This window comes from Bradyrhizobium sp. sBnM-33, from assembly GCF_032917945.1.
Classification (GTDB): Bacteria; Pseudomonadota; Alphaproteobacteria; order Rhizobiales; family Xanthobacteraceae; genus Bradyrhizobium.
Window position 1 is genome coordinate 3597707 of sequence record NZ_CP136624.1, and the last position, 23756, is coordinate 3621462.

Sequence of the window (23756 nt, forward strand, 5' to 3'; positions counted from 1 at the left end):
ACTGCTACTTACGTTCGGGACGCAGGAATCTCCGCTTTAGACGGCCACCACCGGCGAATGTTGGGATCGATAGTTGCACCTGCCAGCTATGAACCCACCCGTGAACCTCGGGATCGCGCGCGGACGCTGGGTCTGCAGACGGTTGGATTTTTCGCTGTAAGCCATTGATCTGTAATGATCGGGTCTTGGCTCAGTTGGAAAAATTCCCCCGAGAAATCAAGGCAAGCAGCATGTCTCTTAATCAGCGGGTCCCAGGTTCGAGCCCTGGTGCGCCCACCAAGCTTTTCAATAGCTTGGGGACCTCTCGTGAGAGCCGTTCCGACAGGCGGTCAGCGGCTATTCCGACAAACCGGCTGCCTTTGTTCGCTCCTCGCGACGCTTCTTCGTGCCCGGGATGAGCTGTTTGCGCGTGCGTTTGGCATATGTCGGGAGCTGCCTCGAGGACCGGTGCCGCCCGGCTGCGCGCAATTCAGCGTCGGTGAGGTCGCTGTCGGCCCCCTCTGTAAAGCCACCGTGGCGGAACGAGGTGAACGACAGTTCCTCTCGGAGACCGGCGGACCGGATGATTTCCTTCACCACGTCACGCTGATAGCGAAGATCTTTCTTTTCGGTGATCCAGGGCAGTGGCGTGCGAGATCTACGGTGCGCGTGATCCCGCCGGAAAACGAGGCCTGAGACGGTCGTCTTCTTGATTTCGTCGAGTTCGGCCATCAGCTCCGGAAAGAGCGCTTCACCGGCCTCATCGAACAACGGCCACCACGCTTCCTCGCCGTTCTTGGGGTGCACGATCCTAACGCTGTTCGGGCGCTCCTTCGGTCGATAATGAGCGACCTCGAAGGCGCCGACGAAGTTGTAAATGGCGGCCTTAGACCAGATTGGTTCTCTCGCGCGTCCAATTCCGTGATGGCCGATCGGTGGGGGCGCCTCACCCCGGCTCACCCCGCGTGCCAACTCACTTGTATCACGATAATCAAGGTATGCGGCGACCATATCGGCACGCATAACCGCAGGCCATGCGCCGGTCGGAGGATAGCGGGCGGGAAGGGGAGAGCGTGGCGACATCGCGCTTCTCGGGCCCGTCACGCGTCGATCGAACCCGAGTTACATAATTCTGCTCTTGACTGCTTCGCTCCGCAATGCCGCGTCACTTCCCGCCTCCGCGCTCTGTCACTCGATCAATGGGGAACAGATAACAGCGTCCGTGAACAGCAACACGGGCGAGCGTGCGGGGATTCGGCTAGCGTGGAGTACTAATCGGATGGCGGCGCGAGCAGTGGCGCGTCATCGCTTGTGCGATGCGGTTGGCTGCCTGAGTACTGCACTGAACGATAAGCCCGGCGCGGAAACTGGTGCGGCTAGGTAATCTTCGCCACGATGAGCACGGTCCTCGAACCTGCAACCAGACCGTTATGAGCGGCAGAATATCGATCAGCTTCGTTGATTTCGCCGCGTTTTTGTTCGATTTCGATCGCGTTCGTTGCGTTCTGATGAGGTTATTTCTGGTGCGAAACTGGTGCGGCGTCATTCTCAGACATTGGCGCACGAACCCGCGACGTCCGCTTACGCTAAACAAATGCGGAGTATTGTTTGGATCAGACCCAGACTACTTGGCCGCAGCCGCTGCGGTTTCACCCGGTGGCACAATCCGGAACATGAAGGTCGAAACCTTTTCCCCGGGTTTGAACGGACCGGGTATCTGGTTGCTGACCGGGTTCAAACTTTGGAGAAAAGCCGCGATCGCCATGGCGTCATCCGCTGTGAGTGTCGCAAAAGCGTGCCAAGGCATGATCGGCGCCAGGATGCGGCCGTCCGGCCGTTCACCGACCTGTATCGCCTTCACGATCTGCTCTGGGGTCCAACTACCAATGCCGGTCTTTTTGTCGGGTGTGATGTTTGGGCCCGCAAAGACACCTTGACCCGGAATCTCGAAGCCCACATCCGAGCCGCCGAGAAAGCGTGACATGTCGGGATTCCCGAAGAAGTATCCCGGCGTGTGGCAGTCGTTGCAGCCGCCGAGCGTGACGAGATATTTGCCGCGCGTGATCTGTGAATCGTCAGCCATGGCCGCGAACGCTGGAAGCGCGATAAATGACGCGGTCACGAATGCAAGACGAACTGAAATCCGCAACATGATTTGCCTCCCTGGCTTCGATTGGTTGGTCCCCCCTCTGCAGTGACCGTTATGCCGATATCGGCATAAGATCCATTATGCCGAAGCTCGGATTATGCCGCATGGTTAGAGTTGGCGGCGGAGTCGCGGGCCTCCGACCATGCGGTGTACGGGATAAGCTTGATTGCTTATTTTGGAGGTCCTTTGGAGTCGGTTATTCTCGGAATCTGAACTGCGGTGCGCCTATGCCACTCAGCTTTGCGCCTTATGGTTTGCGGCCGATCACGGCGCCGTTCGCGGCGGGTGCGTCGAACCAGACCGTCTCGATGTGCCGGAAGCCGGCTTCCTCGAGCCACGCCGAATATTCGGTCGGCGTGTAGTTTCGTCCTTCCGTCTCGATCAGCATGTTGAGGCTCATCAGCGCGGCCGGCGCCGGCCCGGTCTTTTCGTCATTGACGAGAAGCTCGCTGATGACGACTGCGCCGCCGCTCGGCAAAACCTCGAAGGACCGACGCAGCAGCGCGCGGTTCTTCGCCTCATCCCAATCGTGCAGGATCATCGACAGGAGATGCACGTCGTGATCCTCGGGAAGCCGTTCGAAGAAGTTTCCGCCGGCGGTCTCGATGCGGTCGGTCAAGCCGGCCTCGGTAATTTTTCCCGCGGCGATCGCGGCCACATGCGGCAGATCAAATACGGTCGCGCGCAGCTCCCCATACAGTTTGCAAAGCTCGATATCGTACGCGCCCGATCCGCCGCCGATGTCCAGAAGGCGGCGGAAATGATTGAGATCCACGGCTTCGCCGAGCTTGCGCGCGGTCATCGTGGAGACCGAATGCATCGCCTCCCAGAAGAGTGCCAGCATCGTCGGATCCTCGCCGTCGAACATCGAGGATTGCACTGCCGGGTCCCACGTGGTTGGCCGGTTCGTGCGCAGCGCTTCGGTAAGTTTGCCCCAGCCCGCGTAGAGCCGCTTGTCGGCCATCTGCACGAAGCCACCGAAATAATACGGCTTCCCTCGCACGAGAAAGGCTTCGCTTAAGGGCGTATTGCGATAACGGCCGTCCGTTTTCTCCAGAAGCCCGAGTGCAGCGCAGCCGGTCAACAGCATCTCGGCCGGGCGCGGATGCAGACCGAGCGCTTCCGCCAGCTCCGCAACTGTGGTGCCGGCGCCGCCTGCAAGGTGACTGAACGGCCCTCCTCGTGTGCTGCAGCCAGGGTCTTGAAAGCCCAGAAGCCGGTCGAAAGTGCCATTAGCGGGACGGCGGAAGGAAGCTCCTGCGTGGTGACGATCGGTTGATCGGCCGCGCGCAGCCTTGTCTCGCCCGAGATCGAACCGGGCTGGCGGGCAAGCGTTGTCCTGTGCGCAGCAGCGCGCTGATGGTTCGGCATAGTGCTCTCCTCAGGTGTTGACGGTTAATTCGCAGATCTTAAGCCGCGCGGTGGTCTTCAGCACAAATCCACGTAGTCCCACTCTCGACGAGTGATAGACGCGAATTTCCGCTCGAGGCATGGACATCGCCGGCAGCAAGTGCGCGATGAACGGCGTCATTTCCAGAACGGCTTGGCTGCTTCGGCCATGGCCTCTTGCCGCGTCTTGCCGATGTCCTTGAGAAAGTGGTCATCGAGCTCCGCCAAGGCTTGTCGCTGCCGCGACCGCTCCGAACACTGGATCCACCAGTGTAGGAACCGTAATCCCCATCCAGGTCGACGATGGCTGGACGCCGCGATTCCGTTCGTGGCTTCCTTCCAACTCATGAGCGAATTGACGATAACGGACATGATGAGTTCTCCTGATATCGCAGAAGTTGCGCGGATAGAACTATCGGCATCCACGTCGTTGGCGTGTGAGCTTGTTCACCTCTCACATAGTCGTGCGATGACGAGCCATGGTCGGCGGTCAAGATGTGCTTGCGGTCTCAACGCAAGCGGCCGTTGTCGTGGCGGGCGTACCCGCGCACGGTCGCATCGCGTTCCGCGTAGCTCGCCGTCTGGTCAATATCGGCGCAGCTATCTGACGCCGCGCGCGTCAGCGGTCCAACATTAGAAAGCGAAGCGGTATGACGGAAGGTCCAATTTGCGGATGTTCAATCAGTCCAATTCAGGCGACGCCTCAGGACTGTATTTGTCGGATTGATTGACCTGAGCGCGTCGCTCACGCCGCTTTCGAGCGTCGAGACACGCGTTCATCGAAGCATCTGCGCAGCCGCCTCAGCCCTTCGGTAATCCGCGCCGTCTCGATCGCCCCATATCCCAGGATCATGCCGGCCGGAGGCTTTCTGTCTACCTGACAGCGCGACATCGGATCAACGGCAACGCCGAGATCAAAGGCTCGTGATACAATCGCATCGATGCGATCAGCCGACGCGCCTCGGACGCAAGCGGTGATGTGCAGCCCGGTGCTCGATGGAACGAGGTCGAGGTAATCGCCGAATTCCCTCTTGATCTCCGCGGTCAGCACCTCATGCCGTTCGCTATAGATGCGGCTCACCTTGCGAATGTGGCGCGCAAACGCGCCCTCGTCGATGAACTGCGCCAGCGCGCTCTGCGCCATTGTCGCTGTATGCCAATCGCTGACGAACTTCGCCTTGTGCGCCGCCTCTCGCAGTGACGGCGGCACGACCATAAAGGCCAGCCGGAGCGCCGGCAGCAACGTCTTTGAGAACGTGCCGACATACACAACGCGACCGGTCGAATCGATGGTCTGAAGCGGCTCGAGCGGACGTCCGCCGAAGCGAAACTCGCTGTCATAGTCATCCTCGACGACAACCGCGTTGCTGCGCTCGGCCCAGGCAAGCAGCGCACGTCGACGCGACAGGCTCATGGCTACGCCGAGGGGAAACTGATGCGACGGCGTCACGTAGACCACCCTGGCTTCGGCCGGCAGCGCCTCCACGACCAGACCTTCGCGGTCGACCGGCACACCGATCACGCGCGCGCCCAGCGCCTTGAGCAACTCCTTTAGAGGCCGGTAGCCTGGATCCTCCATCGCAACGACATCACCGGGCCCGAGAAGCACGCGAGCGACGATGTCGAGTGCTTGTTGGGTGCCATTGGCCACGATTACGTCGTCGGGCGATGCGGAAACGCTGCGTGAGATGCCGATGTGGCGAGCGATCGCCGCGCGCAAGTCCGAAATGCCGGCAGGATTCTCGTAGACGCCTGCCGCCATCTCGCGCGAGCGCAGCACACGGGCGACGATCCGCCGCCAGGCTCGGTGTGGAAATAACGAAACGTCTGGAAGACCGGTTCTGAAGTCGAAACGCGCCACGCGGTCAAAGCCTATCGGAAGCGGTATCGTCTCCCAAACTCCGCGAACCCGAATTGCGCGGGCTGTCGATCGCCTTGTTTTCGACGCCGGACGTTTTGCCTCAAGGTGATGGCTGACGAACGTTCCGGAGCCCGCATGGGATGTCGCGAATCCTTCCGCAACAAGGCTTTCATAAGCAATCGCCACCGTCGATCGTGCAACCGTCAGCGCGGCGGCAAGTTCTCGCGTAGGAGACAGTCGCTCTCCAGGCCGAAGGCGCCCGTCCAGAATTGCCTGCCGGATCTGACGGTAGATTTCTCCGCTGAGGTCACTTCGACCAACAAGACTGACATGAAAAGCCACGGTCCTGAGCCTCTTTCCTTCGCAATGGACCGGCAACCCTGCACAAAGGTGAACGTTCCATCATACCGCTTCACAGATGTGGAGATAGCAACTGAAGGTTCCTTGAGCGTGAAGCTTATCAGTCAAGGGCAAGGGCCGGTTGTTCGCGGAATGCGGGGGTCATGGAACGCCCGCTCCTGGCGCAAGGCGGTCTATCGCGAAACATGGTCGAGACCGTTGACGGGCCGTATGATGAACAAATCGAGCAGGTGCGGTTTCGCCTGTTTGTGCGACATTGCCGCCAAGTCTACGATCAAAGAGGAGAGACCGTGGTCCGATCGAACGGGAAACATTAATTTGCGGGGCACCAGACTACGGCAATGGAGCGACGAAGCGGGGCGTTTCTGGTGCGGTGGCTCAACGGAGCAATGAAGCAACACAACTAAGCCGTTGATTTACTGGTGGGCCCGGCAGGACTCGAACCTGCAACCAGACCGTTATGAGCGGCAGAACATCGGTTAGCTTCGTTGATTTTACTGACTTTTCCTTCGATTTCGATCGCGTTCGTTGCGCTTTATCGAGGTCGCTTCTGGTGCGAAACTGGTGCGGTTAGTGAATCTGAGATACCGGGGCCAGCTCCGATCGTTCCGAACACTGCATGTCGGGTGTGTGAGTCTGTCCCATGATGGATTGGACCGGGACATCTCAAAAAGCGAAGCGCGATCAGCACTTAAGCACGCACGTTGCAAGTCATGCTGTACCAAATGCTGTACCGCCCGACTGACGATTCTCTTTAGCGAACAAAATTCTGCGTTAGGCGGCGTACGGCGGCCACAGAGAGCAGTAGTCGTGTCCGCAAAAACTGAGCGGGCATCTTGCCGTGAACTTCACGATAAAGGTTGGAGAAGATGTTGGCGTGGGTTGGTAGCGCTCCCCGCTGCAATGCGCCACGATTTTGTACGCCGATGTTCCCCGATTGCGTGCGATGGATGGTAGCTCTGCCGTCGCACCTGCATCGCTTCGATCGGCGGACACATCGCGCGGAGGAAATATTGCCGCTTGGCTCGGGCAGGGACCAAGGACCGGCTCCGGTCCAGCGTCGCACTTGCAGCAACAAAGAATTCGTCAATTCGGACAGGGTTGCCCGGCGGCTCCCACAAGCCATGTCTTTAACATGATCCTCGAAGGTGCCCGGAGGCATCGTGCGGCCTGCTCCGGGCTCCCACCCGCGAGGCTGCTTGTTGCCGCAGGCGCTCGCGCAACCTGCGGAAGTCATCATTCAGCGTGGTGCGAGGAGCGTATCAGCGGCGTGGCCGATACCAGCAGAAAGCCCTTGGCATAGGCGACCTTCTCGTAGGCTTCGAACTCGTCAGGAGGCACGAAGCGTACGATGGCGTGGTGTTTGCGCGTGGGTTGGAGATTTTGGCCGATGGTCAGAAAATCGACGTCGGCGGAGCGCAAGTCGTCCATCAATTGCAGGACCTCGCTTCTGTCTTCGCCGAGGCAGACCATGATCCCGGACTTGGTGAAGATCTGTGCGTCGGGTTCCTTCACCCGCTGCAGCAGCCGGACCGAATGGAAGTAGCGCGCACCGGGCCGCACCGTCAGATACTTCGACGGCACCGTCTCCAGATTGTGGTTGAACACGTCGGGTTTTGCCGCAACAACCGTTTCCAGTGCGCCCCCTTTGCGCAGAAAATCCGGGGTCAGGATTTCGATCGTCGTACCCGGACTTGTCGCGCGGATGGCCGCAATCGTCGCAGCGAAATGTGCAGCACCTCCGTCGGCAAGGTCGTCGCGATCGACCGAGGTGACGACCACATGCTCCAGCCCTAGCTTGGCCACCGCTTCGGCGACCTTGACCGGCTCATCGGCATCGAGTGGACCGGGCAGGCCGGTGCGCACGTTGCAGAATGCGCAGGCGCGAGTGCAGGTATCGCCCATGATCATGAAGGTCGCGTGCTTCTTCGCCCAGCATTCGCCAATGTTGGGACAGCTCGCTTCCTCGCAGACGGTCACGAGTTTGTTCTCGCGGACGATGCGCTTTGTCTCGGCCCATTCGGCGGAGCCGGGTGCCTTCACGCGGATCCACGCAGGCTTGCGCTGCATGGGCGTGTCGGGGCGGTTGGCCTTTTCAGGGTGGCGGTGCCTCTCGGGCCGCATCTTCTCTCGCGGATCGTTGTTGAGGAGGTCGAGTAAGACTCTCATTCGGTCAACCTCGTGAATGTGCCGTCGCGGACATTCAGCTGTTCAAGCGAACTTCGTCAATTCGATTCTTCGTCTTCTCACCAGCACCCTCTCACGACCGGTCGCTGCGTTGCGCGGATGCTCTCGCTTCGAGCGCGCAGGCCGGTTTCCGACTTCGAGCCTTGCATTTGGAACCCGTCGCCGCGCCTGTCCGACATTTCGGGTGGCTCTTCCGGCTGGTTTTCCGGAGCTTCAGACAGATCCGGACCGATCCCATTGGCGGACCCGACGGCTTGCATCGCGATCTCAAGCAAAATGAATGGCATGCGCGCGATTGGCCGCGCCTTTCGTCGTCTTGCACGAATGCTGCTTGGGTATCTGCAAAAGAAGCGACAGCTCGAGAATAAACAACGCGAGGGGACGTTCAGATGCCAGCCAGTATCCAACTCATCACCTAGAGCGCCAGGCGATATCGCCTGTGTGGCGTTGCGCTTTCGCACGTGCGCGGAACGCAATGAGCGTTGACGCTTGACGTCGGCTTGGCATGCAAGGGAGAGAGTAATGAAGGTCGCGGACGCGCAAGATCTGGATCCGCAGGAAACCCGGGAGTGGCTGGATGCCTTGTCGGCAGTCCGAGGACATCGCGGCAACGAACGGGCCGAGTTCGTCGTCAATACGATGCTCGACGCCGCACGCCGTGGCGGGCTTCAGGTAGAGCAGTCGCTGACAACGCCCTACTGCAACACGATCCCGCTGCATCAGCAGCCGGCGCTGCCGGGTGATCGCGCGATCGAGCACAAGCTTCGCTCGATCGTCCGGTGGAATGCTCTCGCCATCGTTCTGCGCGCCAACAAGGAAAGCTCAGAGCTTGGCGGTCATATCGCGAGCTTTCAATCAGCGGCCACACTCTACGACATCGGCCTCGGCCATTTCTGGCACGCGCCGACGGACGCGCATGGCGGCGATCTGATTTTTGTTCAGGGTCATTGCTCGCCCGGAATCTACGCGCGCGCCTTCCTCGAAGGCCGGTTGAGCGAGGAGAATTTCAAGAGCAAGAGCGGCGCCTATATCCGCGAACACTTCTTCGGCAAATGAACAGGTAGCCGTCGTCGCTTTCATGCGCGGAGTCGGAACCGGCGACTACTCCAACGCTTGCATCATCGACGCCAAACCGAGCCTTTCTGGAACAGCCGCTCGCGCGGCGCTCTCGGGGTGTGACCGGACATCAGTCAGGTCAACCTGATTGAGCGCACGGCCGTGGCAGCGGCCGTACCGAATGTGGCTGGTAATCCCGTGAGGTTTGCGAGATGATCCACGGCGCCTGTTAAAAAGAGCGTCAACGCGTCAAGGAAGCGGCCGGCCTGACAAAACCGCACCAAGGATGCTCGATAGCCGGCGGCGAGGGAGGAAGCCATGCCGACCAGCGGCAGCAAGGCTCTCAAATTGAGCTGGCAGGTCGCCTGCGTGTGCCTCCTTGGCATCTTTGTGCCCGCGCTCGTGACGTCCCTTGGCTACTCGCTGACCGATGCCTTGGGCCCGGGCCCCGGCTTCTTTCCGTTCTGGCTCAGCCTCATCGGTGCGGCCCTCTCCGCCGCTATCCTGGTGCAGGTGAAACTGGCCAAGGCGGCCGAGGGCACCGCCATCGGCCTTGCACCGGACCGGCGGACGGCGCTGCAGGCAATCGGCGTACTCATTGCCCTGACGGCGGCGGCAGCCCTGTTCGAGCCCCTCGGGTACCGGCTGACCGTGCTGCCATTCATCTTGGGAGTGCTGCTCATTCTCGGCGCACGATCCCCGATAGCAATCGCGCTGACGGCACTCGCGGGGAGCTTCGGCGTCTTCCACGTCTTCTACCACTGGCTCAAGGTGCCGTTGCCGATCGGCGCATTCGGAGTGTGAGGCAGAGCATGCGATGGACACACTTGCGCACCTGATGGCTGGCCTGACGGCGGCGCTCAGCCTGCAGTACCTCGTTTTCGCGCTCATCGGCTGCGTCCTTGGCACGCTCATCGGCGTGCTGCCCGGCCTCGGGCCTGCCGCCGGCACCGCAATCTTGATACCGCTGACTTTCAAGCTCGACCCGACTGGCGCCCTGATCATGCTTTCCGCCATCTACTATGGCGCGATGTATGGGGGCACGGTGACCTCGGTGCTGATCAATGTGCCGGGCGAAGCCGCGTCAGTGGTCACCTGTATCGACGGATACCAGATGGCCAAACAGGGCCGCGGCGGCACCGCGCTTGGCATCGCGGCGATCGGCTCATTTGTCGGCGGAATCGTTGCGACCATTGCGCTGGTCATCGTCGCCCCGCCGCTCGCGCAAGTAGCCTTAAAGTTCGGTCCGCCGGAATTCTTCGCGCTGATGCTGGTCGGCCTTTGCCTCATCACCGGCCTCGGTGGCCGTTCGCTGCTCGCCGGCCTCACGATGGCAATACTCGGGCTTCTCATTGCCATGATCGGGATCGATCCCGTACGCGGGGCTCCGCGCTTCACGCTCGGCATTCCGAGCCTCTATGATGGCCTCGGCTTCATTCCCGTCGTGATGGGCCTGTTCGGCGTCGCCGAAATCCTCCTCGCCGTCCAGCAGCCACGTCGCCAGGTCATCAAGACCGACCTCGCCTCATTGCTGCCTTCGCGCGAGGAGTGGCGCCGCTCCATCGGCGCCATCGGACGCGGGACCGGCATCGGCTTTTTCCTTGGGCTTATTCCGGGTGTCGGCGCGATCATTCCGACCTTCGTGGCATATGTCTTCGAGAAGCGTCTCTCGAAGACGCCAGAGCGGTTTGGGCACGGCGCCATCGAAGGCGTGGCGGCACCCGAGAGCGCCAACAACGCCTACGCCAATGCTGCCATGATTCCGCTGCTGACCCTCGGCATCCCAAGCTCGCCGACGATTGCGGTGCTGATGGGCGCGTTCATCATCAACGGGCTCACCCCGGGGCCGTTTCTTTTCCAGGAGCGCCCGGATCTTGTCTGGGCCGTGATCGCGAGCTTCTTTCTCGGCAACATCCTGCTGCTCGTTCTAAATCTGCCTTTCGTCGGCTTATGGGCGCGAATCCTACATCTGCCCTATGCTTACGTGAGCGTCGGTACGCTCACGTTTTGCGTCATCGGCGCTTACAGCCTGCAGCAGAACGTGTTCGATATCGGCGTCATGATCGTCTGCGGCATCATCGGCTATGGCATGCGCAAGATCGATATGCCGGTCGCACCCCTGGTGCTGGGACTGATTCTCGGACCCTTCCTCGAGAAGTCGCTCAGAACGTCGCTCGAGATGTCGGCGGGCGACTTCTCCATTTTCTTTACCCGCCCGCTCTGCCTCACGCTGCTGGTGCTGGCAGGTATCGTGCTCGTCGCCTCGTCGCTACGGCTGCCGCCGCACGAACTCCGGAAGGCATCTACCAGCTGACAGGAATCGAAAGTGTGAGACTTCGAAACATAAGAGGAGGATGAGGAAATGCCCAAGCTCACGAAATGCCTCTCCGTCGCGGCCGTTGTGCTCGCCGCGGTGACCGGAGCTGCGAGAGCGCAGCAGGATTTTCCCACCAAGCCGATCCAGCTGATGGTTGCCTTCCCGGCGGGAGGATCGACCGATATTGCGGCGCGCATCGTCGCATCCATCGCCGAGAAGGCGCTGGGACAGCCGATCGTGATCGTCAACCGCGGCGGCGCCGGTGGCCAGATCGGGTGGACCGAATTGGTGCGCCAGAAGCCCGACGGCTACTACATCGGCTTCATCAACCTGCCCGCTACCAATACGGTGATCCTCGATCCGGAGCGCCGGGCGACCTTCACGGAGAAGGACTTCACGCCGATCATCAACCAGGTGCTGGATCCTGGCGTGATCTGGGTCAGGGCGGACAGCGCCTACAAGACCGTGCAGGACCTCATCGACGCGGCCAAGAAATCGCCGGGAACGATCCGCGCTGCCACGACCGGCATCCTGTCGGACGACCACCTGGCGATCCTGATGACCGAGGAAGCAGCGCCGGGCGCAAAATTCCGACTCGTGCATCTTGAAGGTGGCGCTGCGCAGTTCAAGGAGATCATGGCCGGCAACATCGATGTCGCGTTCGATAATGTCGGCAGCATCGTCAAGCGCGTACAGTCGGGCGAGGTGCGGGCGTTGGCCGTGATGGATGATGCGCGGTCCAAGTTCTTGCCCGACGTGCCGACCATGAAAGAGCTCGGCTTTCCGGCGGTGATCTCGAGCTCGACGCGCGGTGTCGCGGGTCCGAAGGGGATGCCGGGGCCGCTCGTGGCCAAGCTGCGCGACATTCTCAAGAAGGCGATGGAAGACCCCGAGCATGTGAAGAAGCTCGAGGAGCAGGGCCTCGCCATCAAGATCATGATTGGCGATGAGTACGAAAAGTACTTCGCCGAAACGCATGCCAAGGCGAAGAAGTATACGGAGTGGGCCAAGAACCGACCGCCCATGTGATGCTGGCGGCTGATCCTCGCGGTGCGTCGTCCGTGGCTTTCCGCGGACACCGCTTCGAGTCGGGCGTGGCGCCGGTATGCGGCGCGCCAGTGCCGCGCCGCATCTCCAACTCATTCGAAAGGCCCGCTTCTGGCACAAACTACTCTTGGAGGTCGGGCAGAGCAGGTCCGCTCTGCCCAGGTATTTCAGACATCAACTTGCTCCACTATTGCCAAGGCATCATCTACGTCGATGCCCAGATATCTAGCCGTGCTTTCGATCTTGGTGTGACCAAGCAGGAGCTGGACAGCCCTAAGATTGCCCGCACGCCGGTAGATCAAAGTTGCTTTCGTGCGTCGAAGCGAACGCGTTCCGAAGAGCCATGGATCTAGCCCAACGCTGCCAATCCACTCGGAGACGAGGCGCGCATATTGCCGCGTCGTCATGCTGCGTTCGGGACCAGGGCGACCTGTGAACAAGAACTCGCCAGGCTTTTTGTTCGCAGCCTTCAAATAATCATCGACTGCTTGCCCGGTCTGTTCGCTCAACTCAAATCTCACCGGTCGTCCGGTTTTCTTCTGTCGTACCGTTGCGTGATCCGCAGTGTATCCGCTTGCAGCGACATCCTCGACCTTCATCGCTACGACGTCGCAGCCACGAAGCTTACTGTCGATTGCCAGATTGAACATCGCAAGGTCGCGAGCGCGGCCTTCGATCTGAAGCTTCGTCCGGATCGACTAGACGTGCTTGGGTCGCAGCGGCGGCTTCGCCCCGGTTACCTTGCCCCTATTCCAAGGTACCCGTCTCGGTGTCGAGTTTGGTTGATCTTTCATGGGCATACTCCTCGGCTAGAGAGAACGAGGAGCATGCGCCCAGAGCATCGGAAACAGGTCAGCTTTGGGGCCACAGCGGACGTCGCAATCGCCTCGGCGGCGAGCGACCGGTAGCGATTGATCCCATAGCAGACGTGCCCTCCGTCCTAGGAATATCCGCCTTCGGTCGAGGCCAACGCCGTCTGACCGGCAATCTCGTCAGCTCGCCAGCACCGAACCGAGTGTCCATCGGGACGCGTTTCAAGCGATGGGCCAGGCTCGCGATGACACACGGCGTCGGCGTAAAGACAGCGCGGACTGAACGCACATCCGTCCGGCGGACTTAGCGGATTGGGAAGCTCGCCCTTTGCCGTCGCGAGCGGTGCGCGACGTAGTGGATCGGGAATGGCGGCGATAAGGGTTCGCGTATACGGGTGCGCCGGCCGTTCGAAGATTTCGCGCCAGTCGCCGGTCTCCACAATGCGGCCGAGATACATCACGGCGACCCTGTCGCTCATGTGCTCGACTACGCCGAGGTCGTGGCTGATCATGATGTAGGAGAGGCCGAGCGTTTCCTTCAATTCCAGCAGCAGATTGATGATTTGGGCGCGGATCGAGACATCCAGCGCCGATACAGGTTCGTCACAGATGACAATCCTGGGATTGAGGATCAGCGCGCGAGCGATGCCGATCCGCTGACGCTGGCCGCCCGAGAATTCATGCGGGTAGCGGCCGGCTTGTTCGGGCCGCAGGCCGACATGCCTGAGCATCGCCGCGATGCGTCCGTCGATCTCGCTTTTGGCCGTCACGCCATGCAGGCGCAGCGGGGCTTCAAGCGTGCGGCGCACGGTCTGGCGTGGATTGAGCGAGGCGTAGGGATCCTGAAACACGATTTGCACTATACGGGCCAACGCCTTTCGATCGCCGGATTGCCGGTCCGTCACGACCTGCCCGTCCAGCACGATGCGGCCGCGCGTCGGCTTCTGCAGGCCAAGTATCGAAAGTGCGACAGTCGACTTGCCGCAACCGGATTCGCCGACGAGACCGAGGCATTCACCGCGCTTCAGTTCGAGATCGATGCCGTCGACCGCACGCAGCCGCCGCCGGCCGCCGCCCAGCAAGCCGCCACCAACCGGAAAATGCACCGCGAGATCCTCCACGCGGAGAATGACATCGTCGCCAGGTCTCGCCGCAGGTTCATGCATGGTGATGGCACCGGACCAGCCCGCCCGCATCGAGCAATGTCAGCTCCGGCGCGGTGGTCCGGCAAATCTCGGTCGCCTGCGCGCAACGCGGATTGAATCGGCAACCGTCCGGAAAATCAGCGATCGCCGGGACGACGCCCGCGATCTCCCGGAGTCGGGTCCGGCCAAGTGCTGCGCGACTGCCCAGCCGCGGCAGCGAGTCGACCAGGCCTTGCGTATAGGGATGCGAGCATGCGCGGAAGATATCGGCCGAGCCGCGCTCCTCGACAATGCGGCCGGCATACATCACGGCGACGCGGCGGCAGACGTTGGCGACCAGGCCGAGATCGTGGCTGATCATCAAGATAGCCGTACCTCGCTCGGCGCATAAATTTCGCATCAGCTCGATGATCTCCGCCTGCACCGTGACGTCGAGTGCGGTGGTCGGCTCGTCGGCGATCAGCAGATCCGGCCCGCATGCCAGCGCGATGGCGATCATCACGCGTTGACGCATGCCGCCCGAAAGCTGGTGCGGGTAATCCTTCACCCGTCGCTCGGGTGCTGGGACGCGGACGCTCGCCAGCGCCTCGACAGCCAGCTGGTTTGCTTCCCGCCAGTTCTTGCCCTTGTGCAGCACGAACATCTCCGCGATCTGCTGGCCAACAGGCGAGACCGGATTGAGCGCCGTCATCGGCTCCTGGAAGATCATGGCGATGCGATTGCCGCGTAGCGCGCGTTGCTCGGCCGCCGGAAGGTTCTGGATCTCCCGGCCGTCAAACCGTATCGCGCCGGCGCCGATCGAAAGCGGCTGGCGCAACAGGCCGATCAGGGCGAGAGCCGTAATGCTCTTGCCGCAGCCGGACTCGCCGACAAGGCCGAACGTCTCGCCACGATCGATACGGAATGAAACGCCCTCGACCGCCGCAACATGGCTGGACCGGTCGTTGAGATCGATGCGCAAGTCCTCGACTTCGATCAGGGGAGGGCCCGTCATGCGCGCTGGCTCCGCGACTGTGGATCGAGAATGTCACGCAAGCCATCGCCGAGCAGATTCAGGCCAAGCACCGTCAGGAATATGGCGAGCCCGGGGAAAATCGAGAGCCACGGCGCCGTTGTGATCTGCTCGCGGGCCTCTGACAGCATGCTGCCCCAGCTTGGATAGGGCGGGCGGATTCCGAGGCCAAGGAACGAAAGCGCGGCTTCGGCCAATACCGCGCTGCCCATGCCCAGCGTGCCGATGACGATGATGGGTCCGAGCATGTTCGGCAGCAGCTGCGTGATCATGATGCGCAGATCTCCGTAGCCGAGCACTCGTGCAGCCTGCACATAGCCTTGGCTCTTGAGCGACAACGTCGACGCCCGTGCGATCCGGCAAGTGAACGACCAGTTGGTCAACCCGAGCGCGATCAGCAGGCTGGTCAGGCCGGATCCAAGCACCGCCATGATGGCAAGCGCGAAGATCAGCGAGGGGATCGCGAGCATGAGATTGGTCAGCCCGTTGACGAAGTCGTCCCACCAGCCGCCCCAATAGCCCGCGGTCAGGCCCAGCGTCACGCCGATGACGCTGTTGACCAGTTGCGAGACGATGCCGACCGTCAGCGAAATGCGCGCGCCGTGCACGACGCGGGAGTAAATGTCGCGGCCCTGCGCGTCGGTGCCGAACCACCACGTCCAGCTCGGTGGCTCTTCCGCATTCATCAGGTTGGCATCCATCACAGGATCCGTATGCGCCAGCCAGGGCGCGAGCAGGCCGACGAAGATCGCAAGCGCGAACAACGCCCCGCCGATGATGAGACTGGTTCCGAACTTCATCGCGGCCGCCCCGACGCGACAGGCGGTACAGTCAATCGCGCGCTGGTGTGATGGAGTCGACCTGCGCTCATGCGTATCTGATCCTGGGGTCGATCACGGCATAGAGCACGTCAATCACCGTATTGATCGTCAGAAAGAACAGCACCACCACGAGAATCGAGCCCTGCACGGCGGGAATGTCGCGCTGCAGCACACTGTCGACGAGCAGCGAGCCGATGCCCGGCCAGGAGAACAATTTCTCGACCACGACCGCCTGCCCCATCAACGCGCCGAATTGCAGGCCGATGGTCGTGAGAATTAGGACGAGAGCATTGCGCATCACATGCCACTTCACGACCAGGGTCTCGCTCATGCCCTTCGACCGCGCCGTCCGGACGAAATCCGCGGTCATTATCTCAAGAACCGCGGCGCGCGTCGTCCGTGCCAGCAGTGCCATCGGCGAGACACCGAGCGTCGCCGCAGGCAGGATCAGATATCTGAGCCCGCCATCGCCATAGCCAAAACTCGGCAACCAGCCGAGTTTCAACGCGAACAGATACATCAGCAGCAGCCCGAGCCAGAATTTGGCCATTGAAAGGCCGGACACCGCCACGACCATCGAGATCGTGTCGATGATGCCGCCCGGCCGTAGCGCTGCGATGAAACCGAGCGGTACGCCGATCACAATCGCGAACGTCATGGCTGCGAGTATCAATTGCAGGGTTGGCCACGCTCGTTTGGCGATCATGCTGGTGACCGGCTCGCGGGTCCGGAACGAGGTCCCGAAATCACCTGTCGCGAGGCTGGCAATGTAGGAGCCGAAGCGTATGTAGACGGGATCGTCGAGGCCGAGCTGCTTCTTCATGCGCTCGACGATCTGCGGGTCCGTCGTTCTGCCGTCATCGCTCATGCTCGACATGATGCTGCCTGGAACGACGCTGAACAGCACAAAAATCACCAGCACGACAGCCAGCACGGTCGGGATGGTTTGCAGGATTCGACGGATCACGAACGAGAGCATTGCAACTGTTCCTCCCTCCCTCCATCATTTTCTGCGATGGAGGGAGGCGCGAGAGCGCGTGTCACTTCGCGGGCGAGGTCTCATCGACCCAGAGGTCTTCGGCGTTTTGATGGGTCAGTTCCGTCGCGTTCAACTGGATCCCCTTGAGCCACGGCTGCACCGCCATGACCGCCTTGTTGTAGTTGAAGAACCAGACCGGCGCTTCTTCATAGAGCAAAGCATTGGCCTTTTGCAGCAGTTGGCCGCGCTTTGCGGCGTCGTCGGTCTGCCCGGCCTCATCGATCATCTTGTCGAAGTCCGCGTTCTTGAAGCTCGTGTAGTTGCAAGCTGATGGCGGCGTCGACGAGTGGAAGCATTTGAGCGCCGCCGAGGGATCGGGGCCGGTCGCCATGGAATAAACATAGGCTTGGAACTCGCCCTTGCGAATGACGTCCGCCAGCACCGCGGTCTCGACCTGCTTGACCTTCACTTTGATGCCCACCCGATCCAGCATCGGAATAATGGCCTCGACGATCGGCAAACCCCAGCTTTCATTTGGACTCGTCGTCCATTCGAATTCAAAGCCGGTCGGATAGCCCGCGTCCGCGAGCAACGCCTTCGCCTTGGCGGGATCGAAGGCGTAGGGCTTCATGGTCTTGTCGTAAAGCGGTGAAGTCAGAGGCAGCCAACTGGTGGCCCGATAGGCCTTGCCCTTGACCAGTTTGGCGATGATCAGATCGGTATCGATCGCATGGTTGATAGCCTGCCGAACCCGCTTGTCGGCGAACGGTTTGAATCCGGGATTCATCCCCATGTGACGCGTGAAGACCTCGGCGACCTCGACGATGGTGCCCTTGAGGCCGGGGTCGGCCTGATAGGCGACATACTGCGCCGGCCCGAGCACCGAGGTGTCGATTTCCTTGTTACGGAAGGCGACATCGCGCGCCGCGGCTTCGCTCATGAGCGACACAATGAGCTTGCCAGCGTACGGCTTGCCGGACTGGTAGAACCTGTCCCACCGCTCCAGAACGACGCGCGATCCCGGCACGTGCTCGAGAAATTTGAATGGCCCAAGACCGATCGGCTTCTGGATGAAGCTCTCCTTGGCGCCCTCGTCGGCGGGATAGATCGAAGTTATCGCGTTGAAGAAGTAGAAACCCGGATCGACCTTTTCGGTCAGCTTCATTTCGAGCGTGAAGTCGTCGATTTTTTTTAGACCGGAGATTTCCTTGGCTTTGCCCTTCTCGACCTCGGACGCGCCCTCGATCACGCGGACAAAACGCGCGCCGGGATAGGCTTTGGTGCCGTCCATGATCCGATTGTAGCTCCAGATGATGTCGTCGGCCGTCATCTTGCGACCATGGTGGAAATAAGCGTCGTCGCGCAGCTTGAAGGTATGAACAAGACCTCCGCCGGAGACGGTGACCTCCCTGGCAAGCTCCAGAACCGGCTTGCCATCAGCGGAGTTCCAATTGTAGAGCGATCGATGCAGAGCCTTGGCGTATATCTCGTCCTGGGCGCGCTGTGTCGTATGAATGTCCATGCTGGTGAAACTTGAGCCATAGGGCGCCGTCATACGAATGGTGCCGCCCTTGCGCGGCGTCTGGGCCTCCACCGTGGCGGAGAGTGCCAGTCCCAAACCGGCCACGATCGCAATCTTCTTGAGCATCATGTTTTCTCCAACAGTGTAGGAGTATTCCGATCAGCAAGTTGACCACTCGCAGCGTATCAAGCGCAAGGGGTGCCGTCCTGAATTCGTGAAGCCAGGGCTCCGGAGACAAATGACCGTCGTAAGCCTTGGTGCCGGGACCCGGGCCTGTGCCGTCAACCTCGCAGACGCTCGCCGACGGTCTCATTGCTGCGGTGCATGAGTCTGCCTTTGGCACTTTTCGGACCTGACAGGTCTGGCTGACGATGCCCGTTGTTGAGGGCAAAGCGGACTTCCCAGTTGCGCACTCAGACTTCTAAGTTTGACCCACACCGGAAGTCCCCCTTCCGATGAACCTCGGCTGTCATGTCGCAAAATATTGGGGTCGCAAAACATATATTGCACTAAACCGCTGTCGCGGTGGAGCACGACGGCTCAATGCCCGCGAGTAGGGAAGTGGCTCCGCTGCCCGGCGACAGATCGGCCCGGGCGGGTCTGCCAGCCCTTAGCTGCGCATGGCGGCGCGGAAGCCGACGAAGCTCACCGCGCCCGCCACGGTGACGGCAATCCAGCTCGCCCAGAACGGCACATCGACGCCATTCAAGGTGACGGACCACCCCATCACAATCCGGATCAACTGCAGAAGCGCGATCAGGGCAAAGATGGCGGCGGCAAGCGTGCAAAAGGTTCTTATGGTCACTGCGGGTCTCCGATGGCACGCGAGGACTCGCTCGTTCCCCCGCAGCCAAAATGGGGAGGGGCCAGCGCGGCGGCCACTCCCCTTAAGCAGGGAAGTGGCTTAACAGAGCCATTCTCGATGCGTCGCACAATCGCCGTTTCGCGACGCCGCGAGTCGGGATCACTTCCGCCTTTGGCACAACCGGCGATTAGAGATCGGGCAGAGCATGTCCGCTCTGCCCGGGTATTTCAGACATCAACTTGTTCCGCTATTGCCAAGGCGAATGTGCCCACCCCGAAGGTCATCAAAGGATAGTTCGTCAGGTTCGTGTTGGCTTCCGGGGATGGAATAGCTCTTCGGTGGACTGTTTCGGGTCCTTGATCCGAGAGCGGTCCTTGCGATCGTTCTTCTGTGCTTCGAGCTTCTGCAGGAAACGGAAACGCGGCGATCGGGTCGCGTGCCCCGCTCGGCCGTGCTTGGTCATGCCGAAACCCTTTTGGCCGCCATGCGTCACTTGATCACCAACGAAAGCGGTGCGGCTCATTTCTTGCGTGCTGGCGCCGCCACCGGGCCAAGCTTGATGCGGTTCGCCGAAAGCACAAGTCGGAACAGGATTTCTACGCTGCGGATCTCACCCGCACGTAAGAGCCCGGCGCGTTTTCGATAATCGTGAGCTTGCCGCCGCCGGGTTCTCGCGCAGGAACGCGGTCGGAATCAAGTCGCGTTACCCATTCGTCCCAGACCGGCCACCAAGAGCCTTGATGAGGCGTAGCGCCAGCAAACCATTCGTCAGGGCGCGGCGGCAAATTATCGTTCGTCCAGTGACCATATTTGCTGCCCGGTGCGCTGATCACGCCAGCAATATGGCCAGACGCCGACAAAACGAACTTGACCGGACCGGAATAGAAGCGGGTCGCTGCATAGGTCGATTTCCATGGCGCAATGTGGTCCTCGCGCGCAGATAGAATGAATGTCGGCGTCGAAATTTTCGACAAGTCGATCGGGGTATCGGCGAGGTTAATACCGCCGGGTTTTGCAAGGAGATTGTGCTGATACATCGTACGCAAATAGAACGAATGCATCGCTGCTGGCATGCGCGTCGAATCGGAATTCCAAAACAGAAGATCAAAGGGCATTTGCTCTTTGCCGAGCAGGTAATTATTGACGACGAAAGACCAAATCAGGTCATTCGCCCGCAACATATGGAACGCCGTCGCCATATCTTGCGCTTCCAGATACCCGCGCTCGCGCATCCGTCTTTCGAGAGAAGCCAATTGCGCTTCGTCGATGAAGACGGCCATCTCACCCACGTCGGTAAAATCGACGAGTGTCACGAAATACGTGGCACTTGCAATACGGCCGTCGCCCTTCGCGGCCAAGTAGGCGGCCGTCGAGGCGAGGAGAGTTCCGCCGAGGCAATAGCCGATCGTGTTGACGCTCCGCTCTCCGGTTGCGGACTCGATGACGTCCAGTGCCGCCAAAGGTCCCTCGATCATGTAATTTTCAAAGGTCTTTTCCGCGAGCTTCTCGTCGGGATTTACCCAGGAGATGACGAAGACCGTATGGCCTTGATCGACAGCCCATTTGATGAAGGAATTCTTCGGCTGTAGATCGAGAACATAATACTTGTTGATCCACGGCGGCACGATGAGCAGTGGAGGCCTTCGGACTTCCGGCGTCGATGGCCTGTATTGGATCAATTGCATGAGGTCGGTCTGGTAGACGATTTTTCCTAGAGTCGTGGCGATATTTTCGCCGAGGCGGAAAGCACTCATGTCGGTCATCGTAATCGAAAGCCGGCCGTTGCCGCGTTCCAGATCGACGAGAAGATTCTCCAAGCCACGTAGCAAGTTCTGTCCGCCAGAATTCAGCGTTTCGGCGAGGACCTCCGGATTTGTTGCGACGAAATTGGAGGGCGACAAAGCGTCGACGAATTGGCGAGTGTAGAAATCCACCTTGCGAGCGGTGGCGTCGTCCATGCCCTGGACTTCGCGGATTGCCGTAAGAATCGATTTGGCAGCAACGAGATAGCCGTCTTTCACGAAACCGAAGATGGCATTCTCGCTCCATTCCGGATGCTTGAAGCGCTTATCTTGCGGAGCATTGGCTTCTTGCGCGCGGGGCATGAGCATGCGTTCGGCGGTCTTTTGCCAAACATTCAAACCGCCGTAAAATAGATCGATCTGAGCGCTCGCGACCGCCGCGGGGTTGGTCATCATCTTCGTCATGAGTTTGAAAAAATCGAACCCGAGGCTCGACGTGTCGCCAATGCCAAGCTTGACCGCGTCCGGCTGATTCGACACGAAACGTTGCATCAGTATCTGGCTTTGTTTGGCGATTCTCTGCAATTGCGCCGCAAGGACGAGCGGGTCCCATCCGGGCTGCACTAGTTTGTCGGCCATATCTTTCCCCTAGTGGTTATCAGACCTGTACCAGGAGCTTTGGCTGGTTCTGAAAGACTACCACCTTGCGATCAGGTGGGATCAAGAAATGAACGGCTCGGTTTCCCAGCCAAGGTCGCCATTTTGCAATGCAATCAGAATTGTGCGTTGCGAGACTCCCTCCCGGCACGATCGCCGTAACTTCGCCTGAATGGACATAGAGGGCGAGTGGAGCGTCTGTCTCCGCAACGCTCCAAGGAGGGGCCAGGCGCGCATTCGTCGCACCGGGCTTCTCCATGAGCGCTGTTGTTCTATCGACCCTAAAGGAGCGCCAGCAAGGGGCCATCAGGGACCCTTGCAACCTATTGCTTGTTGCCGTAAGCGTCGACACGCTATTAGCGGCGATCCAACAAGGGCAGTGGTGTTGCGTTTGGCCCTGCGCTGACGAAGCGGAGGCGCGCGAGAGCTATTGTTTGCTCCGAGGCTTGCTTGATTTCCGTAATGGCACCTTTGAGACATGCCACCTGGTTCTGAACTTGTCTGCTTTCGGGGCAAACCGGAAGCGCTCGGCGTACCGTCGGAATGACGCGATTGACCCCTTTCGGACGTGTGGGTCACTGGGAGCGAATTGCTTCTGCCGCGCCCCGGCCATGTGAGGCCTCTTTTGGATGAACGTGGGATCGGGTAGTCTTCTTTAGAGCTGCTCATCGAGGCGGGACGTGCCGACGTCTCCGTTGGAGGTGAATGGGCAGCGGGGGATCCGTCAGCGGGCATCGCACTCTCAATACAGCCCGACAGTCTTCTTGGCCGGTCTCTCCACTGAGCACTCGCTGCGCGCGCGGCACACGGCGATGATTACGCAAAATGCTTACTTTGAGCCTGCTAGCTCACCTCGGGCGCAGGCCGTGCCCTCATGCGATGTGATCGTTTGGGGTCCGCTTCAGTTGGCGCTTCACAACAAAAGGGAGGACGCACAATGGTTAGAAAAATAAATCCCGAGCCAGGCGATCCGACGGCCGGTAACGGAGTTCTAAGCCGCCGAGAGCGCGACTCGTTTGCAAAGCTCAGTCCTGCGTTTCAGCGGCAAGAATGCCCAGTGACCCCAATTAACGGCGGGAGGCAAAATCATGACCATCTCCCAGTTTCGGCAACTTGCGGCCTACAATCGCTGGGCCAATGCACGCCTGTATGCCGCTGCACTTGATCTATCGGATCAGGCATATCGGCTTCACATCGGCGTCGTCTTCGGCAGTCTGCACGGCACATTAAACTACTTGCTGCTGACCGACCGCCTCTGGCTGAAACGGCTGACCGGTGAAGGCGACCATCCGAATCGCCTTGACGCTATTCTGTATGAAGACCGTGCCGAATTAACCTGGGCGCGTATCGATGAAGACAATCGGTTGATGGCGGTTGTCGATCAGTACGACGAAGTGACACTTGCCAGTCTCCACGGCTACAAGACATCCTCCGGGATGCCGCAGTCTCAGGTCCTCGCGGATATTCTGTTGCACCTGTTCAATCACCAGACCCATCATCGCGGACAAGCACATGCGTGCTTATCGATCTTGACGGGTGGCGAACCACCTTCGCTCGACTTGCTGGCGTTTCAGCGCGGCGGCACAGCGCCCGATCTCAAAACGCTGATCCGACACGGACGGGTGTAGCGAGTTTGCCGAAGTGTGTGCCGCAAGGAAACGACGGATCGGAGTGGACGTTTTTGGGCGTCGCCGACGCGCGCGCGGCGCTTCGGCCAGCTTGGGCGAAGCGATGAGGTGCACCCTCTGCGAACCCTGGCGGCTTTCTCAAGCGCGTGGAGGAGTGCGGTAACAGTACGGTGCCGTTGTTTCCACTGTCACGGGGGATCTTCCCGCTGCGGCTGAGACGTTTCAAAACCGCGGTATTAGCTGTGCTCGGTGTAGGCTTAAAGGTTGCGCAATAACACGGAATTATGA

At 60.4% G+C, this 23756-nt stretch carries 19 protein-coding genes and 2 pseudogenes; 5 read left to right on the forward strand and 16 right to left on the reverse strand.

From position 1 onward, the window contains the following. Positions 1–336: 336 nt before the first annotated feature. From RX328_RS16510 to lipA, 8 genes and pseudogenes are all read right to left on the reverse strand, one after another. Positions 337–711: a hypothetical protein gene (locus RX328_RS16510; protein ID WP_317258749.1), complete on the reverse strand. Its 375-nt coding sequence runs from the start codon at positions 709–711 to the stop codon at positions 337–339. A gap of 892 nt (positions 712–1603) precedes the next feature. Beyond that, entirely contained in the window at positions 1604–2131 is a 528-nt protein-coding gene (locus tag RX328_RS16515) for a cytochrome c (RefSeq protein ID WP_213253531.1), read from the reverse strand. A gap of 244 nt (positions 2132–2375) precedes the next feature. After that, entirely contained in the window at positions 2376–3257 is an 882-nt protein-coding gene (locus RX328_RS16520; protein ID WP_312018068.1) for a methyltransferase, read from the reverse strand. Continuing rightward, a complete protein-coding gene (locus RX328_RS16525) occupies positions 3209–3499 on the reverse strand; it encodes a hypothetical protein (RefSeq protein WP_249726759.1) in 291 nt (96 codons plus the stop codon). Before RX328_RS16525 ends, RX328_RS16520 begins: the two co-directional genes overlap by 49 nt. 156 nt (positions 3500–3655) lie before the next feature. Further along, positions 3656–3889 carry a DUF1127 domain-containing protein gene (locus RX328_RS16530; protein ID WP_249726760.1) on the reverse strand — a complete coding sequence of 78 codons (234 nt, stop codon included), beginning with the start codon at positions 3887–3889 and terminating at the stop codon, positions 3656–3658. 373 nt (positions 3890–4262) lie between these two features. Further along, on the reverse strand, positions 4263–5378 hold the full coding sequence (locus RX328_RS16535; protein WP_312018067.1) for a PLP-dependent aminotransferase family protein: 1116 nt from the start codon (positions 5376–5378) through the stop codon (positions 4263–4265). Between the two features lie 174 nt (positions 5379–5552). Then, positions 5553–5720, reverse strand: a pseudogene (locus RX328_RS43645) (GntR family transcriptional regulator); the annotation flags it as partial. A 1148-nt stretch (positions 5721–6868) separates the two neighbouring features. Further along, positions 6869–7907, reverse strand: a pseudogene (gene lipA / locus RX328_RS16540) (lipoyl synthase). A gap of 540 nt (positions 7908–8447) precedes the next feature. Here lipA and RX328_RS16545 point away from each other — a divergent pair. From RX328_RS16545 to RX328_RS16560, 4 genes are all read left to right on the forward strand, one after another. Further along, positions 8448–8981, forward strand: a complete 534-nt coding sequence (locus RX328_RS16545) for a hypothetical protein (RefSeq protein WP_249726762.1) — start codon at positions 8448–8450, stop codon at positions 8979–8981. A gap of 318 nt (positions 8982–9299) precedes the next feature. Then, a complete protein-coding gene (locus tag RX328_RS16550) occupies positions 9300–9785 on the forward strand; it encodes a tripartite tricarboxylate transporter TctB family protein (RefSeq protein ID WP_213253534.1) in 486 nt (161 codons plus the stop codon). A 13-nt stretch (positions 9786–9798) separates the two neighbouring features. Beyond that, positions 9799–11295 (forward strand): tripartite tricarboxylate transporter permease, encoded by a 1497-nt coding sequence (locus tag RX328_RS16555; protein ID WP_213253535.1) that lies wholly within the window; start codon positions 9799–9801, stop codon positions 11293–11295. A gap of 48 nt (positions 11296–11343) precedes the next feature. Next, positions 11344–12327: a tripartite tricarboxylate transporter substrate binding protein gene (locus RX328_RS16560; RefSeq protein WP_213253536.1), complete on the forward strand. Its 984-nt coding sequence runs from the start codon at positions 11344–11346 to the stop codon at positions 12325–12327. A gap of 185 nt (positions 12328–12512) precedes the next feature. Here RX328_RS16560 and RX328_RS16565 read toward each other — a convergent pair whose 3' ends face one another. The 8 genes from RX328_RS16565 to RX328_RS16600 form a co-directional block, all read right to left on the reverse strand. Beyond that, entirely contained in the window at positions 12513–12995 is a 483-nt protein-coding gene (locus RX328_RS16565) for a tyrosine-type recombinase/integrase (RefSeq protein WP_249726764.1), read from the reverse strand. A gap of 290 nt (positions 12996–13285) precedes the next feature. After that, complete coding sequence (locus RX328_RS16570; RefSeq protein WP_213253537.1) at positions 13286–14323, reverse strand: ABC transporter ATP-binding protein; 1038 nt, start codon at positions 14321–14323, stop codon at positions 13286–13288. After that, a complete protein-coding gene (locus tag RX328_RS16575) occupies positions 14316–15296 on the reverse strand; it encodes an ABC transporter ATP-binding protein (RefSeq protein WP_213253538.1) in 981 nt (326 codons plus the stop codon). Before RX328_RS16575 ends, RX328_RS16570 begins: the two co-directional genes overlap by 8 nt. Next, positions 15293–16114 (reverse strand): ABC transporter permease, encoded by an 822-nt coding sequence (locus RX328_RS16580; RefSeq protein WP_213253539.1) that lies wholly within the window; start codon positions 16112–16114, stop codon positions 15293–15295. The genes RX328_RS16575 and RX328_RS16580 overlap by 4 nt, the downstream gene beginning before the upstream one ends. Before the next feature lie 67 nt (positions 16115–16181). After that, positions 16182–17114, reverse strand: coding sequence for an ABC transporter permease (locus RX328_RS16585; protein WP_213253540.1), 933 nt, complete (start codon positions 17112–17114; stop codon positions 16182–16184). Between the two features lie 61 nt (positions 17115–17175). Then, the gene (locus tag RX328_RS16590) at positions 17176–18765 is read right to left on the reverse strand and encodes an ABC transporter substrate-binding protein (protein ID WP_213253541.1); all 1590 of its coding nucleotides are present in this window, start codon (positions 18763–18765) and stop codon (positions 17176–17178) included. Positions 18766–19246: 481 nt separating this feature from the next. Then, positions 19247–19441 carry a hypothetical protein gene (locus tag RX328_RS16595; RefSeq protein WP_213253542.1) on the reverse strand — a complete coding sequence of 65 codons (195 nt, stop codon included), beginning with the start codon at positions 19439–19441 and terminating at the stop codon, positions 19247–19249. Positions 19442–20037: 596 nt separating this feature from the next. Next, a complete protein-coding gene (locus RX328_RS16600) occupies positions 20038–21822 on the reverse strand; it encodes a PHA/PHB synthase family protein (RefSeq protein WP_213253543.1) in 1785 nt (594 codons plus the stop codon). 1106 nt (positions 21823–22928) lie between these two features. Here RX328_RS16600 and RX328_RS16605 point away from each other — a divergent pair. Next, the gene (locus RX328_RS16605) at positions 22929–23468 is read left to right on the forward strand and encodes a DinB family protein (protein WP_213253544.1); all 540 of its coding nucleotides are present in this window, start codon (positions 22929–22931) and stop codon (positions 23466–23468) included. The last annotated feature ends 288 nt before the right edge of the window (positions 23469–23756 follow it).

Excerpts from the sequence above, each read along its gene's own strand:
- RX328_RS16510 (WP_317258749.1), bottom strand. The coding sequence starts at position 711 with ATGGCCGAACTCGACGAAATCAAGAAGACGACCGTCTCAGGCCTCGTT.
- RX328_RS16515 (WP_213253531.1), bottom strand. The coding sequence starts at position 2,131 with ATGTTGCGGATTTCAGTTCGTCTTGCATTCGTGACCGCGTCATTTATC.
- RX328_RS16525 (WP_249726759.1), bottom strand. The coding sequence starts at position 3,499 with ATGCCGAACCATCAGCGCGCTGCTGCGCACAGGACAACGCTTGCCCGC.
- RX328_RS16530 (WP_249726760.1), bottom strand. The coding sequence starts at position 3,889 with ATGTCCGTTATCGTCAATTCGCTCATGAGTTGGAAGGAAGCCACGAAC.
- RX328_RS16545 (WP_249726762.1), top strand. The coding sequence starts at position 8,448 with ATGAAGGTCGCGGACGCGCAAGATCTGGATCCGCAGGAAACCCGGGAG.
- RX328_RS16550 (WP_213253534.1), top strand. The coding sequence starts at position 9,300 with ATGCCGACCAGCGGCAGCAAGGCTCTCAAATTGAGCTGGCAGGTCGCC.
- RX328_RS16555 (WP_213253535.1), top strand. The coding sequence starts at position 9,799 with ATGGACACACTTGCGCACCTGATGGCTGGCCTGACGGCGGCGCTCAGC.
- RX328_RS16560 (WP_213253536.1), top strand. The coding sequence starts at position 11,344 with ATGCCCAAGCTCACGAAATGCCTCTCCGTCGCGGCCGTTGTGCTCGCC.
- RX328_RS16565 (WP_249726764.1), bottom strand. The coding sequence starts at position 12,995 with ATGTTCAATCTGGCAATCGACAGTAAGCTTCGTGGCTGCGACGTCGTA.
- RX328_RS16570 (WP_213253537.1), bottom strand. The coding sequence starts at position 14,323 with ATGCATGAACCTGCGGCGAGACCTGGCGACGATGTCATTCTCCGCGTG.
- RX328_RS16575 (WP_213253538.1), bottom strand. The coding sequence starts at position 15,296 with ATGACGGGCCCTCCCCTGATCGAAGTCGAGGACTTGCGCATCGATCTC.
- RX328_RS16580 (WP_213253539.1), bottom strand. The coding sequence starts at position 16,114 with ATGAAGTTCGGAACCAGTCTCATCATCGGCGGGGCGTTGTTCGCGCTT.
- RX328_RS16585 (WP_213253540.1), bottom strand. The coding sequence starts at position 17,114 with ATGCTCTCGTTCGTGATCCGTCGAATCCTGCAAACCATCCCGACCGTG.
- RX328_RS16590 (WP_213253541.1), bottom strand. The coding sequence starts at position 18,765 with ATGATGCTCAAGAAGATTGCGATCGTGGCCGGTTTGGGACTGGCACTC.
- RX328_RS16600 (WP_213253543.1), bottom strand. The coding sequence starts at position 21,822 with ATGGCCGACAAACTAGTGCAGCCCGGATGGGACCCGCTCGTCCTTGCG.
- RX328_RS16605 (WP_213253544.1), top strand. The coding sequence starts at position 22,929 with ATGACCATCTCCCAGTTTCGGCAACTTGCGGCCTACAATCGCTGGGCC.